14 protein-coding genes are annotated in these 16,369 nt (G+C 68.2%); all 14 read right to left on the bottom strand.

The features are described from left to right. Positions 1 to 74: 74 nt before the first annotated feature. The 14 genes from nuoN to ACFT7S_RS22435 are packed head-to-tail and all read right to left on the bottom strand — an operon-like array spanning position 75 to position 16,017. On the bottom strand, positions 75 to 1,739 hold the full coding sequence (nuoN, locus tag ACFT7S_RS22500; RefSeq protein ID WP_382734642.1) for an NADH-quinone oxidoreductase subunit NuoN: 1,665 nt from the start codon (positions 1,737 to 1,739) through the stop codon (positions 75 to 77). Further along, positions 1,736 to 3,307, bottom strand: a complete 1,572-nt coding sequence (locus tag ACFT7S_RS22495) for an NADH-quinone oxidoreductase subunit M (RefSeq protein WP_382734640.1) — start codon at positions 3,305 to 3,307, stop codon at positions 1,736 to 1,738. The genes nuoN and ACFT7S_RS22495 overlap by 4 nt, the downstream gene beginning before the upstream one ends. A gap of 5 nt (positions 3,308 to 3,312) precedes the next feature. Beyond that, positions 3,313 to 5,208: an NADH-quinone oxidoreductase subunit L gene (nuoL, locus tag ACFT7S_RS22490; RefSeq protein ID WP_382734638.1), complete on the bottom strand. Its 1,896-nt coding sequence runs from the start codon at positions 5,206 to 5,208 to the stop codon at positions 3,313 to 3,315. Between the two features lie 12 nt (positions 5,209 to 5,220). Then, complete coding sequence (nuoK, locus tag ACFT7S_RS22485; RefSeq protein ID WP_382734636.1) at positions 5,221 to 5,520, bottom strand: NADH-quinone oxidoreductase subunit NuoK; 300 nt, start codon at positions 5,518 to 5,520, stop codon at positions 5,221 to 5,223. After that, positions 5,517 to 6,344: an NADH-quinone oxidoreductase subunit J gene (locus tag ACFT7S_RS22480; protein WP_382734634.1), complete on the bottom strand. Its 828-nt coding sequence runs from the start codon at positions 6,342 to 6,344 to the stop codon at positions 5,517 to 5,519. The genes nuoK and ACFT7S_RS22480 overlap by 4 nt, the downstream gene beginning before the upstream one ends. After that, on the bottom strand, positions 6,341 to 6,958 hold the full coding sequence (nuoI, locus tag ACFT7S_RS22475) for an NADH-quinone oxidoreductase subunit NuoI (protein WP_382734632.1): 618 nt from the start codon (positions 6,956 to 6,958) through the stop codon (positions 6,341 to 6,343). The genes ACFT7S_RS22480 and nuoI overlap by 4 nt, the downstream gene beginning before the upstream one ends. Then, positions 6,945 to 8,348, bottom strand: a complete 1,404-nt coding sequence (gene nuoH / locus ACFT7S_RS22470) for an NADH-quinone oxidoreductase subunit NuoH (RefSeq protein ID WP_382734630.1) — start codon at positions 8,346 to 8,348, stop codon at positions 6,945 to 6,947. Before nuoH ends, nuoI begins: the two co-directional genes overlap by 14 nt. Next, entirely contained in the window at positions 8,345 to 10,849 is a 2,505-nt protein-coding gene (locus ACFT7S_RS22465; RefSeq protein ID WP_382734628.1) for an NADH-quinone oxidoreductase subunit G, read from the bottom strand. Before ACFT7S_RS22465 ends, nuoH begins: the two co-directional genes overlap by 4 nt. Further along, the gene (gene nuoF, locus ACFT7S_RS22460; RefSeq protein WP_382734626.1) at positions 10,846 to 12,210 is read right to left on the bottom strand and encodes an NADH-quinone oxidoreductase subunit NuoF; all 1,365 of its coding nucleotides are present in this window, start codon (positions 12,208 to 12,210) and stop codon (positions 10,846 to 10,848) included. Before nuoF ends, ACFT7S_RS22465 begins: the two co-directional genes overlap by 4 nt. Then, positions 12,210 to 13,022: an NADH-quinone oxidoreductase subunit NuoE gene (gene nuoE, locus ACFT7S_RS22455; RefSeq protein WP_382734771.1), complete on the bottom strand. Its 813-nt coding sequence runs from the start codon at positions 13,020 to 13,022 to the stop codon at positions 12,210 to 12,212. The genes nuoF and nuoE overlap by 1 nt, the downstream gene beginning before the upstream one ends. Before the next feature lie 29 nt (positions 13,023 to 13,051). Next, on the bottom strand, positions 13,052 to 14,374 hold the full coding sequence (locus ACFT7S_RS22450) for an NADH-quinone oxidoreductase subunit D (protein ID WP_382734624.1): 1,323 nt from the start codon (positions 14,372 to 14,374) through the stop codon (positions 13,052 to 13,054). Beyond that, a complete protein-coding gene (locus ACFT7S_RS22445; RefSeq protein ID WP_382734622.1) occupies positions 14,374 to 15,090 on the bottom strand; it encodes an NADH-quinone oxidoreductase subunit C in 717 nt (238 codons plus the stop codon). The genes ACFT7S_RS22450 and ACFT7S_RS22445 overlap by 1 nt, the downstream gene beginning before the upstream one ends. After that, positions 15,087 to 15,641: an NADH-quinone oxidoreductase subunit B family protein gene (locus tag ACFT7S_RS22440; RefSeq protein ID WP_185299164.1), complete on the bottom strand. Its 555-nt coding sequence runs from the start codon at positions 15,639 to 15,641 to the stop codon at positions 15,087 to 15,089. The genes ACFT7S_RS22445 and ACFT7S_RS22440 overlap by 4 nt, the downstream gene beginning before the upstream one ends. Before the next feature lie 16 nt (positions 15,642 to 15,657). Then, positions 15,658 to 16,017, bottom strand: a complete 360-nt coding sequence (locus ACFT7S_RS22435; RefSeq protein WP_003992243.1) for an NADH-quinone oxidoreductase subunit A — start codon at positions 16,015 to 16,017, stop codon at positions 15,658 to 15,660. Positions 16,018 to 16,369 lie beyond the last annotated feature (352 nt).

Below are 16,369 nucleotides of genomic sequence, written 5' to 3'. Positions count from 1 at the left end.
GGCGCCTACGACAACGCCGGACGGGCTCGAAGACCGAGCCCGTCCGGCGTGGAGGACAGTGCGTGCTTCCCCGGCTACCGCACGAACACTCCGGCCTGACTCGCCAGGTCCAGGAAGTACTGCGGGGCCAGGCCCAGCACCAGTGTCACGGCCACTCCGACCGCGATCGTCGTCATCGTCAGCGGGGACGGGACGGCGACCGTGGGGCCGTCCGCCTTCGGCTCGCTGAAGAACATCAGGACGATGACCCTGATGTAGAAGAACGCGGCGATGGCCGAGGAGATCACACCGACCACGACCAGGCCGCCCGCGCCGCCCTCCGCCGCCGCCTTGAACACGGCGAACTTCCCGGAGAAGCCGGAGGTGAGCGGAATGCCGGCGAAGGCCAGCAGGAACACCGCGAAGACCGCGGCGACCAGCGGCGAGCGCCGGCCGAGCCCGGCCCACTTCGACAGGTGCGTCGCCTCGCCGCCCGCGTCGCGCACCAGGGTGACGACGGCGAAGGCGCCGACCGTCACGAAGGAGTACGCGACCAGGTAGAAGAGGACCGAGGAGATCCCCTGCGGCGTGGTGGCGATGACACCCGCGAGGATGAAGCCCGCGTGCGCGATGGAGGAGTAGGCGAGCAGCCGCTTGATGTCGGTCTGGGTGATCGCGACGATCGCGCCACCCAGCATCGTGACGATGGCGACCGCCCACATGACCGGGCGCCAGTCCCAGGCGAGGCCCGGCAGCACCACGTACAGCAGGCGCAGCAGCGCACCGAAGGCGGCGACCTTCGTGGCGGCTGCCATGAACCCGGTGACCGGGGTCGGGGCGCCCTGGTAGACGTCGGGCGTCCACATGTGGAACGGGACGGCACCGACCTTGAAGAGCAGACCGGTCACGACCATCGCGCCGCCGATGAGCAGCAGTGCGTCGTTGCCCATGGTGTCGGCGAGCGCCGGGTCGATGCCCTGGACGGAGCCGTCCACCACGTTGGCGATGGTGGCGTACGAGACGGAGCCCGCGTACCCGTAGAGCAGGGCGATCCCGAAGAGCAGGAACGCCGAGGAGAAGGCGCCGAGCAGGAAGTACTTCACCGCGGCCTCCTGCGACATCAGCCGCTTGCGGCGGGCGACGGCGCACAGGAGGTAGAGCGGGAGGGAGAAGACTTCCAGCGCGATGAAGAGCGTCAGCAGATCATTGGCGGCCGGGAAGACCAGCATGCCCGCGATGGCGAAGAGCACCAGCGGGTAGACCTCGGTCGTGGTGAATCCGGCCCGGACCGCGGCCTTCTCGCTGTCGCTGCCCGGCACGGAGCCGGCCTGTGCGGCGAAGGAGTCGACGTGGTTGCCGTGCGTCTCCGGGTCCAGGCGCCGTTCCGCGAAGGTGAACACGGCGACCATGGAGACCAGGAGAATGGTGCCTTGCAGGAACAGCGCGGGGCCGTCCACGGCGATGGCGCCCATCGCCGCGATGTGGGCCTTCGTCGTGCCGTACCCGCCGGCCGCCAGGCCGATGACGGCGGCGAAGGCGGCGGCGAGCGCGACGACGGTCAGGAACACCTGCGTGTAGTACCGGCCCCTGCGCGGGACGAACGCCTCCGCCAGCACGCCGAGGACGGCGGCGCCGACGACGATCAGGACGGGCGCCAGTTGGGCGTACTCGATGGTCGGCGCCGTGAACTTCTCGTCCGGAGCGGCCGATGTCACCCCGCCCACCGTTGTCCACAGGCTGTGGACAGCTGTTGCGCTCACTTGGCGGCCTCCACCTCGGGCTGGGGGTCCTGCTTCTGTACGTCCTGCATGGTGTGCTGGACCGCGGGGTTGACGACCTCGGTCAGCGGCTTCGGGAAGACCCCGAGGAAGATCAGCACCGCGATCAGCGGAAGAGCGACCGCCAGCTCCCGGACCTTGAGGTCGGGCATGCCCTGGACCTCCGCCTTGACCGGTCCCGTCATCGTCCGCTGGTAGAGGACGAGGACATAGAGGGCGGCCAGCACGATGCCGGAAGTGGCGATGATGCCCGCCGCCGGATACACGCTGAACGTGCCGACCAGGACCAGGAACTCACTGACGAACGGCGCGAGCCCCGGCAGGGAGAGCGTGGCCAGACCGCCGATCAGGAAGGTCCCGGCCAGGACCGGTGCCACCTTCTGCACCCCGCCGTAGTCGGCGATGAGCCGGGAGCCGCGCCGTGTGATCAGGAATCCGGCGACCAGCATCAGCGCGGCCGTCGAGATCCCGTGGTTGACCATGTAGAGCGTGGCGCCGGACTGGCCCTGGCTCGTCATCGCGAAGATGCCGAGGATGATGAAGCCGAAGTGCGAGATCGAGGCGTACGCGATCAGCCTCTTGATATCGCGCTGGCCGACCGCGACCAGCGCCCCGTACACGATGGAGATCAGCGCCAGCACGATGATCACCGGGGTCGCCCACTTGCTGGCCTCCGGGAACAGCTGGAGGCAGAAGCGGAGCATCGCGAAGGTGCCGACCTTGTCGACGATCGCGGTGATCAGCACGGCGACCGGCGCCGTGGCCTCGCCCATGGCGTTGGGCAGCCAGGTGTGCAGCGGCCACAGGGGCGCCTTCACCGCGAAGGCGAAGAAGAACCCGAGGAACAGCCACCGCTCGGTGCTGGTCGCCATGTCCAGCGAGCCATTGGCCCGGGCCTCGGCGATCTCGGAGAGCGAGAAGCTCCCCGCGACGACGTACAGACCGATGACCGCGGCCAGCATGATGAGTCCGCCGACCAGGTTGTAGAGGAGGAACTTCACCGCGGCGTACGAGCGTTGGGCCGCGGCGTTCTCGTCGCTGCCGGAGTGCGCCCGGTCCCCGAAGCCGCCGATGAGGAAGTACATCGGGATGAGCATGGCTTCGAAGAGGATGTAGAAGAGGAAGACGTCGGTGGCCTCGAAGGAGAGGATCACCATCGCTTCGACCATCAGGATCAGGGCGAAGAAGCCCTGAGTGGGGCGCCACCGCGAGGACTTGGTCTCCAGGGGGTCGGCGTCGTGCCAGCCCGCCAGGATCACGAACGGGATCAGCAGGGCGGTGAGCGCGAGGAGCGCCACCCCGATGCCGTCCACGCCCAGCTCGTACCGCACACCGAAGTCCGCGATCCAGGCGTGGGATTCGGTCAGCTGGTACCGGTCACCGCCGGGCTCGAAGCGGGCGAACACGAGGCCCGCCAGGACGAGGGTGCCGAGCGAGACCAGCAGGGCCAGCCATTTGGCGGCGGTGCGCCGCGCGGCCGGGACGGCGGCGGTGGCGATCGCTCCGATCGCCGGAAGCGCCGCCGTCGCTGTCAGGAGGGGAAAGGACATGGTGATCAGACCGCCCTCATCAGCAGGGTCGCGGCGATGACAACCGCCGCACCGCCGAACATCGAGACCGCGTAGGTGCGGGCGTAGCCGTTCTGCAGCTTGCGCAGCCGGCCGGAGAGCCCGCCGACCGAAGCGGCCGTACCGTTGACGACGCCGTCGACCAGACTGTGGTCGACGTAGACCAGCGAGCGGGTGAGGTGCTCGCCGCCACGGACCAGGACCACGTGGTTGAAGTCGTCCTGGAGGAGATCGCGGCGGGCGGCCCGGGTGAGCAGCGAACCGCGCGGGGCGACGACCGGGACCGACCTGCGCCCGTACATCGCCCAGGCGATGGCGACACCGATGACGAGCACCACCATGGTGGCGCCGGTGACGGTGGTCGCGCTGACCGGCGGGTGCCCGTGCTCGTGCTTGGTGACGGGCTCCAGCCAGAGCATGAAGCGGTCGCCGATGGAGAAGAACCCGCCCGCGAACACCGAGCCGAAGGCCAGCAGGATCATGGGGATCGTCATCGACTTCGGGGACTCGTGCGGGTGCGGCTCGTGGCCCTCGGCGTCCGGCTGCCAGCGCTTCTCGCCGAAGAAGGTCATCAGCATCACCCGCGTCATGTAGAACGCGGTGATCGCGGCGCCCAGCAGGGCGACGGAGCCGAGAATCCAGCCCTCGGTGCCGCCCTTGGCGAAGGCGGCCTCGATGATCTTGTCCTTGGAGAAGAAGCCGGACAGTCCGGGGAATCCGATGATGGCGAGATAGCCGAGGCCGAAGGTGACGAAGGTGACCGGCATGTGCTTGCGCAGGCCGCCGTACTTCCGCATGTCGACCTCGTCGTTCATGCCGTGCATGACCGAACCGGCACCGAGGAAGAGCCCGGCCTTGAAGAAGCCGTGCGTCACCAGGTGCATGATCGCGAAAACATAGCCGATGGGGCCGAGGCCCGCGGCAAGGATCATGTAGCCGATCTGCGACATCGTCGACCCGGCGAGGGCCTTCTTGATGTCGTCCTTGGCGCAACCGACGATCGCACCGAACAGGAGCGTGACCGCGCCGACGACGACCACGGCCAGCTGGGCATCGGGAGCGGCGTTGAAGATCGCGCCGGACCTGACGATCAGATAGACACCCGCGGTCACCATGGTGGCGGCGTGGATGAGGGCCGAGACCGGGGTCGGGCCCTCCATCGCGTCACCGAGCCAGGACTGCAGCGGCACCTGGGCCGACTTGCCGCAGGCCGCCAGGAGAAGCATCAGGCCGATCGCCGTCAGCTTGCCCTCGCTCGTCTCTCCGGTCGCCGCGAACACCGGACCGAAGGCGAAGGTGCCGAAGGTGGTGAACATCAGCATGATCGCGATCGACAGACCCATGTCGCCGACGCGGTTGACCAGGAACGCCTTCTTGGCGGCGGTCGCCGCGCTGGGCTTGTGCTGCCAGAAGCCGATGAGGAGGTACGACGCCAGACCGACGCCCTCCCACCCGACGTACAGCAGCAGGTAGTTGTCGGCGAGGACCAGCAGGAGCATCGCCGCGAGGAAGAGGTTCAGATAGCCGAAGAAGCGGCGACGGCGTTCGTCGTGCTCCATGTAGCCGATCGAGTAGATGTGGATCAGGGTGCCCACACCGGTGATCAGCAGCACGAACGTCATCGACAGCTGGTCGAGCTGGAAGGCGACGTCGGCCTGGAAGCCCTCGACCGGAATCCAGCTGTACAGATACTGACGCATCGTCCGCGCCTCGGTCTCGTACCCCAGCATGGCGCTGAAGAGCACGACACCGAGGACGAACGAGGCGGCGGCGAACAAGGTGCCGATCCAGTGGCCGGCCCGGTCGAGCCGACGGCCGCCGCACAGCAGCACCGCCGCTCCGAGCAGAGGCGCCGCGACCAGCAGCGCAATCAGATTCTCCACGATTCCGACCCCTTACAGCTTCATCAGGCTGGCGTCGTCGACCGAAGCCGAGTGGCGGGAGCGGAACAGCGACACGATGATCGCGAGCCCGACCACGACCTCCGCGGCGGCGACGACCATCGTGAAGAAAGCGATGATCTGGCCGTCGAGGTTGCCGTGCATCCGGGAGAACGTGACGAGCGTGAGGTTGCACGCGTTGAGCATCAGCTCCACGCACATGAACACCACGATCGCGTTCCGCCTGATCAGCACCCCGGAGGCGCCGATGGTGAACAAAAGGGCCGCGAGGTAGAGGTAGTTGACCGGGTTCACTTGGCGACCTCCTCTTCGTCGTTGTCACGGCCCAGCCGTGCCCCCGAGCGCTGTTCCAGCGCCTTGAGGTCGGCAAGTGCCTCGTTCGACACGTCACGCATCTGGCCGCGCTGGCGCAGCGTCTGCATGACCGTGAGCTCGGACGGGGTGCCGTCCGGGAGCAGACCCGCGATGTCCACCCCGTTGTGCCGGGCGTAGACACCCGGCGCGGGCAGCGGCGGAAGGTGGCTGCTGCGCACCCGGTCCTCGGACATCTCCCGCTGCGTCTTGGCCCGTTCGGTGCGCTCGCGGTGCGTGAGCACCATCGCGCCGACGGTCGCCGTGATCAGCAGGGCGCCGGTGATCTCGAAGGCGAAGACGTACTTGGTGAAGATGAGGCTGGCGAGCCCCTCGACGTTCCCACCGTGCGCAGCGTTGGCGGCGCCCAGCCCGTTGAAGTTGTTCAGCGAGGCGTTGCCGATGCCGGCGCAGAGCAGGATGCCGAAGCCGAGCCCGCAGCCGACGGCCAGCCAGCGCTGGCCCTTGAGCGTCTCCTTCAGCGAGTCCGCCGCCGTGACACCGACGAGCATGACCACGAAGAGGAACAGCATCATGATCGCGCCGGTGTAGACGACGATCTGGACGACACCGAGGAAGTACGCCCCGTTGGCGAGGTAGAAGACCGCGAGGATGATCATGGTCCCGGCGAGCGACAGCGCGCTGTGCACGGCCTTCTTCATCAGGACGGTGGAGAGTGCGCCGATCACGGCGACCGTGCCGAGAATCCAGAACTGGACGGCCTCGCCGGTCGAGGTGGTGGAGGCCGCAGCGGCCAGGCCGGTCATGCGTCCACCTCCTCGTCCGCGGTTGCCTTCTCGTTCTCGCCCTTGGAGACCGCCTGCTGACGTTCCGTACCCGGCGCGGCCTCGGTCACCAGGCCCCGGTAGTAGTCCTGTTCGTCCATGCCGGGGAAGATCGCGTGCGGACTGTCGACCATGCCTTCCTCCAGCCCGGCGAGCAGCTCGTCCTTGGTGTAGATGAGGCTCTCGCGGGTGGTGTTGGCGAGCTCGAACTCGTTCGTCATCGTCAGCGCCCGCGTGGGGCACGCCTCGATGCACAGTCCGCAGAGAATGCAGCGCGCATAGTTGATCTGGTAGACGCGGCCGTAGCGCTCACCCGGGGAGTAGCGCTCCTCCTCGGTGTTGTCCGCGCCCTCCACGTAGATCGCGTCGGCCGGACAGGCCCAGGCGCACAGCTCGCAGCCGATGCACTTCTCCAGGCCGTCCGGATGACGGTTGAGCTGATGCCGGCCGTGGAAGCGCGGCGCCGTCACCTTCTGCGTCTCCGGATACTGCTCCGTCAGCCGCTTCTTGAACATGGCCTTGAAGGTCACGCCGAAGCCGGCCACAGGATTCTGGAATTTCTCCCCTGAGGGCTCTGATGACTCAGACACCGTCATCCTCCTTTCCGTCACTCGAATTCTCGTCACTGTGAGTATCCGACCCGCCACTGACAACGAGCTCCCGCTCACGTCGCGATCTGCGCCGCGGCACGGGCGGCAGGGTCTGTCCGGGCAGTGGCGGCACCGGGAACCCGCCCGCCATCGGGTCGAACGCCGGCTCCGGTCCGGCCGCCGCGTCCGCCTCCTTGGCCTTGCGGTCGCGGAAGATGTCGACGACGAAGGAGATCAGCAGGATCGCGATCACGGCTCCGGCGACGTACAGGACGATCTTCGAGAAGTCGTAGCCCTCGTTGCGCAGCGCGCGGACGGTGGCTACCAGCATCAGCCAGACCACCGAGACCGGGATCAGGACCTTCCAGCCGAGCTTCATCAGCTGGTCGTAGCGCACGCGGGGCAGTGTGCCGCGCAGCCAGATGAAGAAGAACAGCAGCAGCTGGACCTTGATGACGAACCAGAGCATCGGCCACCAGCCGTGGTTCGCGCCCTCCCAGAAGGTGCTGATCGGGTACGGAGCCCGCCAGCCGCCCAGGAACAGGGTCACGGAGACCGCCGAGACGGTGACCATGTTGACGTACTCGGCGAGCATGAACATCGCGAACTTGATCGACGAGTACTCGGTGTTGAAGCCGCCGACGAGGTCGCCCTCGGACTCCGGCATGTCGAACGGGGCCCGGTTGGTCTCACCGACCATCGTGACGATGTAGATGATGAAGGAGACCGGCAGCAGGATGATGAACCAGCGGTCCTCCTGCGCCTCCACGATCTTCGAGGTCGACATCGACCCGGAGTAGAGGAAGACCGAGGCGAACGCGGCGCCCATGGCGATCTCGTAGCTGATCATCTGGGCGCAGGAACGCAATCCGCCCAGCAGCGGGTACGTCGATCCGGAGGACCAGCCCGCCAGCACGATGCCGTAGATACCGACCGAAGCGACCGCGAGGATGTACAGCATCGCGATCGGCAGGTCGGTCAGCTGCATCGCCGTACGGTGCCCGAAGATCGAGACCTCGTTGTCCGCGGGGCCGAACGGGATCACCGCGATCGCCATGAACGCGGGGATGGCGGCGATGATCGGCGCCAGGACGTAGACGACCTTGTCCGCCCGCTTGACGATGAGGTCTTCCTTCAGCATCAGCTTGATGCCGTCGGCGAGGGACTGGAGCAGGCCCCAGGGGCCGTGCCGGTTGGGTCCGATGCGCAGCTGCATCCAGGCGACGACCTTGCGCTCCCACACGATGGAGAAGAGCACGGTCACCATCAGGAACGCGAAGCAGAAGACCGCCTTGATGGCGACCAGCCACCAGGGGTCGGTGCCGAACATCGAGAGATCCTCGGCGGCGAGCACCGAACCCTGCGGTGCCGCGGCGAGTTGAGCGAGGCCAGTCACGCTCGCACCTCCGGTGAGTCTGCGGGGGCTCCGGCGGCGGGGCCGATCCGGACCAGTCCGCCGGGCTGCGCACCCGTGTCCGCGGGGACGCCCCTCCCGACGGAGTTCAACGGCACCCAGACCACCCGGTCCGGCATGACGGTGACGGCCAGCGGGAATTGGACGGTGCCGGTGGGGCCGGTGACGGCCAGCAGGTCGCCGTCCTTCACTCCGGTCTCCGCCGCGGTGGTCGCCGACAGCCGGGCGACGGCCGCGTGCCGGGTGCCGGCCAGCGCCTCGTCGCCCTCCTGGAGCCGGCCCAGGTCGAGCAGCATCCGGTGGCCCGCGAGGACCGCCTCGCCGTCGCCGGGCCGGGGCAGCGGCTGCGCCGGCTCCCTGGGGTCGTCGGCGTGGGACCCTGCCCAGCCGCCGAGCCGGTCCAGCTCACGGCGGGCCGCCTTCAGATCCGGCAGCGCAAGGCTCGCATCCAGTGCGTCGGCCAGCATGTGCAGCACCCGTGCGTCGCTCGGGGCGAGCGTCCGCGGCATCTGCTCGGGCTTCAGTGCCGCCTCGAACATCCGGGCCCTGCCCTCCCAGTTGAGGAAGGTCCCGGGCTTCTCGGCGACCGCCGCGACGGGGAAGACCACATCGGCCCGCTCGGTGACCTCGCTGGGCCGCAGCTCCAGCGAGACCAGGAAGCCGACCTGGTCCAGTGCCTCCAGGGCGCGGGCCGGGTCCGGCAGGTCCACGGTCCCGACCCCGGCGACGAGCAGCGCGCCCAGTTCGCCGGTGGCCGCGGCCTCGACGATCTGGCCGGTGTCGCGGCCGTATCGGGAGGGGAGTTGGGCGACGCCCCAGACGGACGCCACCTCGTCCCTGGCCCGCGGGTCGGTCGCCGGGCGTCCGCCGGGCAGCAGTGAGGGCAGTGCGCCCGCCTCCACCGCGCCCCGCTCGCCGGCCCGCCGCGGAATCCACACGAGCGTGGCGCCGGTGGCGGCGGCGGTCCGTACGACGGCGCTCAGCGCGCCCGGCACTCCGGCCAGCCGCTCGCCGACGACGATCACCGAGCCTGTGCCGCGCAGCGCCTCGGCCGCGACGGCTCCGTCACCGTCGAGGCCGACGCCGCCCGCGAGCGCGTCGAGCCACTCGGTTTCGGTGCCGGGGGCGGCGGGAAGCAGCGTGCCGCCCGCCTTCGTGAGACCGCGCGTGGCGTGCGTGGCGAGGGCGAAGGTCCGCTGACCGTGCTTCCGGTTGGCCTTGCGCAGCCGGAGGAAGACGCCGGGCGCCTCCTCCTCGGACTCGAAACCGACCAGCAGGACGGCCGGGGCCTTCTCCAGCGAGGTGTACGTGACACCGCTGCCGTCCAGGTCACGGCCGCGCCCGGCCACATGGGCGGCCAGGAAGTCGGCCTCCTCACTGCTGTGGACGCGGGCCCGGAAGTCGATGTCGTTCGTGTCGAGGGCGATCCGCGCGAACTTGCTGTACGCGTACGCGTCCTCGACGGTCAGCCGGCCGCCGGTGAGGACGCCGGTACGGCCCCGGGCGGCGGCGAACCCGCGGGCCGCCGTCTCCAGTGCCTCGGGCCAGCTCGCCGGTTCGAGTACGCCGTCCGCGTTGCGTACGAGCGGCGTGGTGAGCCGGTCGCGCTGCTGGGCGTAACGGAACCCGAAACGGCCCTTGTCGCAGAGCCACTCCTCGTTGACCTCGGGGTCGTTGGACGCCAGGCGCCGCATGACCTTGCCGCGCCGGTGATCCGTACGGGTGGCGCAGCCGCCCGCGCAGTGCTCGCACACCGAGGGCGACGACACCAGATCGAAGGGCCGGGAGCGGAATCGGTACGCCGCCGAGGTCAGCGCTCCGACCGGGCAGATCTGGATGGTGTTGCCGGAGAAGTACGACTCGAAGGGGTCGCCCTGTCCCGTACCGACCTGCTGGAGCGCGCCGCGCTCGAGCAGCTCGATCATCGGGTCGCCCGCCACCTGGTTGGAGAACCGGGTGCAGCGCGCGCAGAGCACGCACCGCTCACGGTCCAGCAGCACCTGGGTGGAGATCGGAACGGGCTTCTCGAACGTGCGCTTCTTCCCGTCGAACCGGGAGTCGGTGCCGCCGTGCGACATCGCCTGGTTCTGCAGGGGGCACTCGCCGCCCTTGTCGCAGACGGGGCAGTCCAGCGGGTGGTTGATGAGCAGCAGCTCCATCACACCCTTCTGGGCCTTCTCCGCGACGGGCGAGGTGAGCTGCGACTTCACGACCATGCCGTCGGTGCACGTGATGGTGCAGGACGCCATCGGCTTGCGCTGGCCCTCGACCTCGACGATGCACTGGCGGCAGGCGCCCACGGGGTCGAGGAGCGGGTGGTCGCAGAAGCGCGGGATCTCGATGCCGAGGAGCTCGGCGGCCCGGATGACGAGGGTGCCCTTGGGCACGCTGATCTCGATGCCGTCGATGGTCAGCGTGACAAGGTCCTCGGGCGGAACCGCCGCCTCGCCGCCCCCGGAGGGCGCACTCGTGGTGACTGTCATGCGTTCACCCCCCGGTGAGCGTTCTTGTCGTCGGCCCAGACGGTCGACTTGGCGGGATCGAAGGGGCAGCCCTTGCCCGTGATGTGCTGCTCGTACTCCTCGCGGAAGTACTTCAGCGAGGAGAAGATCGGCGAGGCGGCGCCGTCGCCGAGGGCGCAGAAGGACTTGCCGTTGATGTTGTCGGCGATGTCGTTGAGCTTGTCCAGGTCCGACATCCGGCCCTTGCCCGCTTCGATGTCGCGGAGCAACTGGACCAGCCAGTAGGTGCCTTCGCGGCAGGGCGTGCACTTGCCGCAGGACTCGTGGGCGTAGAACTCGGTCCAGCGGGTGACGGCCCTGACGACACAGGTGGTCTCGTCGAAGCACTGGAGCGCCTTGGTGCCGAGCATGGAACCGGCGGCGCCGACGCCCTCGTAGTCGAGCGGGACGTCGAGGTGTTCCTCGGTGAACATCGGGGTGGACGAGCCGCCTGGGGTCCAGAACTTCAGGCGGTGACCGGCCCGGATGCCGCCGCTCATGTCGAGGAGCTGGCGCAGGGTGATGCCGAGCGGGGCCTCGTACTGACCGGGGCTGGTGACGTGCCCGCTGAGCGAATACAGCGTGAAGCCCGGGGACTTCTCGCTGCCCATCGACTTGAACCAGTCCTTGCCCCGGTTCAGGATCGCGGGAACCGAGGCGATCGACTCGACGTTGTTCACCACAGTGGGGCAGGCGTACAGACCCGCGACCGCGGGGAAGGGGGGCCGCAGCCGGGGCTGGCCCCGCCGCCCTTCGAGCGAGTCGAGCAGTGCGGTTTCCTCACCACAGATGTACGCGCCGGCGCCGGCGTGCACGGTGAGTTCCAGGTCGAGCCCGGAGCCCAGGATGTTCTTCCCGAGGTATCCGGCCTCGTACGCCTCACGGACCGCCTCGTGCAGACGCCGTAGTACGGGGACGACTTCACCGCGCAGATAGATGAAGGCGTGCGAGGAGCGGATCGCGTAGCAGGCGATCACCATGCCCTCGATGAGGCTGTGCGGGTTGGCGAAGAGGAGAGGGATGTCCTTGCAGGTCCCGGGCTCCGACTCGTCGGCGTTGACGACCAGGTAGTGCGGCTTGCCGTCGCCCTGCGGGATGAACTGCCACTTCATCCCGGTGGGGAAGCCGGCGCCGCCTCGTCCGCGCAGACCGGAGTCCTTGACGTACGCGATGAGGTCGTCGGGCGACATGGCGAGGGCCTTGCGCAGGCCCTCGTATCCGTCGTGACGCCGGTAGGTCTCCAGGGTCCAGGATTCCGGCTGATCCCAGAAGGCGGACAGGACCGGTGCCAGAAGCTTCTCGGGACTGGTCCCGTTCTTGTCGATTTCGGCAGCCAACGTCATCACTCCCCCTCCTCGGCGACAGGACCGGCCGGGTGGTCCGGGTCGGAGGCCGAGGTCTGCTGCGGTGCGTCGTGGGAGCTGAGGTGCTCGCCGCCCTTGTGCGGTGCGTCCCGGGGGAACTCTCCGCGCGGGCCGACCACGCGCGCGTGCGGGGCCTCGCCCTTGGCGAGCCTCAGCCCGATCAGCGAGGCGGGGCCCGCCCCGCCGGTGGCCTCGACGGCGCCGGGGCGCTCGTCGGGGAAGCCGGCCAGGATGCGGGCCGTGTCCTTGTAGGTGCACAGCGGAGCGCCGCGGGTGGGCTCGACGGTCCGGCCCGCGATGAGGTCGTCGACGAGCTGCGTCGCGCTCTCGGGCGTCTGGTTGTCGAAGAACTCCCAGTTCACCATCACGACGGGAGCGAAGTCGCAGGCCGCGTTGCACTCGATGTGTTCGAGCGTGACCTTGCCGTCCTCGGTCGTCTCGTCGTTGCCGACGCCCAGGTGGTCCTTGAGCCGGTCGAAGATGGCGTCGCCGCCCATGACCGCGCACAGGGTGTTGGTGCAGACACCCACCTGGTAGTCGCCGCTCGGCCGGCGCCGGTACATCGTGTAGAAGGTCGCGACCGCGTTCACCTCGGCGGTGGTGAGGTCGAGCACTTCGGCGCAGAAGGCCATGCCCGTACGGGAGACGTACCCCTCCTCGGACTGCACGAGGTGGAGCAGCGGCAGCAGCGCGGAGCGGCTGCCGGGGTAGCGGGCGATCACCTCCTTCGCGTCCGCTTCGAGCCGGGCGCGCACCTCGGCCGGGTAGCCGGGGGCGGGGAGCTGCGGCATCCCCAGACTGACCTCTTGATTGATTCCGGTCACCGGTCGACGCCTCCCATCACGGGGTCGATGGACGCGACGGCGACGATGACGTCGGCGACCTGGCCGCCCTCGCACATCGCTGCCATGGCCTGGAGGTTGGTGAAGGACGGGTCACGGAAGTGGACCCGGTAGGGGCGGGTGCCGCCGTCCGAGACGACATGCACGCCGAGCTCGCCCTTGGGCGACTCGATCGCGGTGTACGTCTGTCCGGCCGGAACCCGGAAGCCCTCGGTCACCAGCTTGAAGTGGTGGATCAGGGCCTCCATGGAGGTGCCCATGATCTTCTTGATGTGGTCGAGCGAGTTGCCGAGTCCGTCGGGCCCGAGCGCGAGCTGCGCGGGCCAGGCGATCTTCTTGTCGGCGACCATGACCGGGCCCGGCGCCAGCCGGTCCAGGCACTGCTCGACGATCCGCAGCGACTGGCGCATCTCTTCCAGGCGGATGAGGAAGCGGCCGTAGGCGTCGCAGGTGTCCGCGGTGGGCACGTCGAACTCGTAGTTCTCGTAGCCGCAGTACGGGTCGGTCTTGCGCAGGTCGTGCGGGAGTCCGGCCGAGCGCAGCATCGGGCCGGTGACGCCGAGCGCCACGCAGCCGGTCAGGTCGAGATAGCCGACGTCCTGCATGCGGGCCTTGAAGATGGGGTTGCCGGTGGCGAGCTTGTCGTACTCCGGCAGGTTCTTCTTCATGGTCTTGATGAACTCGCGCAGCTGGTCGACCGCGCCCGGGGGCAGGTCCGAGGCGAGTCCGCCGGGCCGGACGAACGCGTGGTTCATCCGGAGGCCGGTGATCAGCTCGAAGAGATCGAGAACGAGTTCACGATCCCGGAATCCGTAGATCATGATCGTCGTGGCGCCGAGTTCCATGCCACCGGTGGCGATGGCCACCAGGTGCGAGGAGATCCGGTTGAGCTCCATCAGCAGCACGCGCAGGACGGTGGCCCGGTCGGGGATCTGGTCCTCGATACCGAGGAGCTTCTCCACGCCCAGGCAGTACGCCGTCTCGTTGAAGAACGGCGTCAGATAGTCCATGCGCGTGACGAAGGTGGTGCCCTGGACCCAGTTCCGGAATTCGAGGTTCTTCTCGATGCCGGTGTGGAGGTAGCCGATGCCGCAGCGGGCCTCGGTGACGGTCTCGCCGTCGATCTCCAGGATGAGCCTGAGCACGCCGTGCGTGGACGGGTGCTGGGGTCCCATGTTGACGATGATGCGCTCGTCGTCGGCCTTGAGGGCCGACTCGACGACCTCGTCCCAGTCGCCGCCGGTGACTGTATATACAGTCCCCTCGGTCGTGGCCCTGGGTGTCGCGTGGGGAGTGGTCATCAGGAGTACGACCTCCGCTGGTCCGGAGCCGGGATCTGGGCGCCCTTGTACTCGACGGGGATGCCGCCGAGGGGGTAGTCCTTGCGCTGCGGGAAGCCCTGCCAGTCGTCCGGCATCATGATCCGGGTCAGGGCCGGATGCCCGTCGAAGACGAGCCCGAAGAAGTCGTACGTCTCGCGCTCGTGCCAGTCGTTGGTCGGGTAGACCGCGACGAGGGACGGGACGTGCGGATCACTGTCCGGGGCCGACACCTCCAGGCGGATCAGCCGGCCGTGGGTGAGCGAGCGCAGGTGGTAGACGGCGTGCAGCTCGCGACCCGCGTCTCCGAGGAAGTGGACGCCGCTCACGCCCGTACAGAGCTCGAAGCGCAGGGCCGGGTCGTCGCGCAGGGTCCTGGCGACCTGGACTAGGTGTTCCCGGGCGATGTGGAAGGTGAGTTCGCCCCGGTCGACGACGGTCTTCTCGATGGCGTCGGCGGGAAGCAGGTCCTGTTCCTCCAGGGCCCCTTCGAGCTCGTCGGCCACCTCGTCGAACCAGCCGCCGTACGGGCGGGTGGTGGCTCCCGGGAGAGTCACGGTACGGACGAGGCCGCCGTAGCCGGAGGTGTCGCCGCCGTTGTCGGCGCCGAACATCCCCTTGCGTACGCCGATGACCTCGCCGGAGTCGTCGCGCGGGGCGGGCACCTGACCACTGTTGGTGTTCAGCTCGTCGCTCATCGCAGCAGCCCCTTCATCTCGATGAGGGGGAGTGCCTTGAGGGCCGCCTCCTCCGCCTCGCGGGCGGCCTCCTCCGCGTTGACCCCGAGCTTGGTGCCCTGGATCTTCTGGTGGAGCTTGAGGATGGCGTCGATCAGCATCTCGGGACGCGGCGGGCATCCCGGCAAATAGATATCAACCGGCACAATATGATCAACACCCTGCACAATGGCGTAGTTGTTGAACATTCCGCCCGATGATGCGCAAACCCCCATGGAGATGACCCACTTGGGGTTCGGCATCTGGTCGTAGACCTGCCGCAGGACGGGCGCCATCTTCTGGCTGACCCGTCCCGCGACGATCATCAGATCCGCCTGTCGCGGCGAACCGCGGAAGACCTCCATACCGAAGCGGGCCAGGTCGTAGCGCCCGGCTCCGGTCGTCATCATCTCGATGGCGCAGCAGGCGAGGCCGAAGGTGGCGGGGAAGACGGAGGACTTCCGTACCCAGCCGGCGGCCTCTTCCACCGTTGTCAGCACAAAGCCGCTTGGCAGTTTCTCTTCGAGTCCCATGGTGCCCCTCAGCCCCTCAGTCCCATTCCAGGCCGCCGCGGCGCCATACATACGCGTAGGCGACGAAGACGGTGAGCACGAAGAGCAGCATCTCGACGAGCCCGAAGATCCCCAGGGCGTCGAAGGTGACCGCCCAGGGATAGAGGAAGACGATCTCGATGTCGAAGACGATGAAAAGCATCGCCGTCAGGTAGTACTTGATGGGGAAGCGGCCGCCTCCGGCCGGAGTGGGGGTGGGTTCGATACCGCACTCGTACGCTTCGAGCTTTGCCCGGTTGTAGCGCTTGGGGCCGATAAGCGTGGCCATGACCACGGAAAAGATCGCAAACCCTGCCCCGAGGGCGCCGAGCACGAGGATGGGCGCGTAGGCATTCACGCTCCTCGCTCCTTCCAGTCGTCCTTGACCGTTGGACCGCATCGGGCGACCGGCTCGCCACCTCACCAAGATCGTGCACATGTGAGGCAGTTCACAAGCCCGACTGCCCCGCATCCTATGCCTGCGGTCCTGTGATCTGCGACACGGGGTACTACTACGTCTTTGTGATCTCCGCCACCCGGCGAAGGATCATGAAGCGGGATGAGCAGTGATCTTCATACGCGAAGCAGTCGACTGATCACGAGACGTGACATCTGATGCGGTTACCGCTGGTCAGAGGCGTGCCGCAGTATCAATCGAGTGGTCGCTCAGGCAAATTGGAGATGGACGGCGCGGGGTGGTAAAGGACTCG

It is taken from the genome of Streptomyces sp. NPDC057136 (genome assembly GCF_042670885.1).
Lineage (GTDB): Bacteria > Actinomycetota > Actinomycetes > Streptomycetales > Streptomycetaceae > Streptomyces.
The sequence above is the reverse complement of the archived record's forward strand: the minus strand, read 5'-3'. Positions and strand labels throughout refer to the sequence as shown.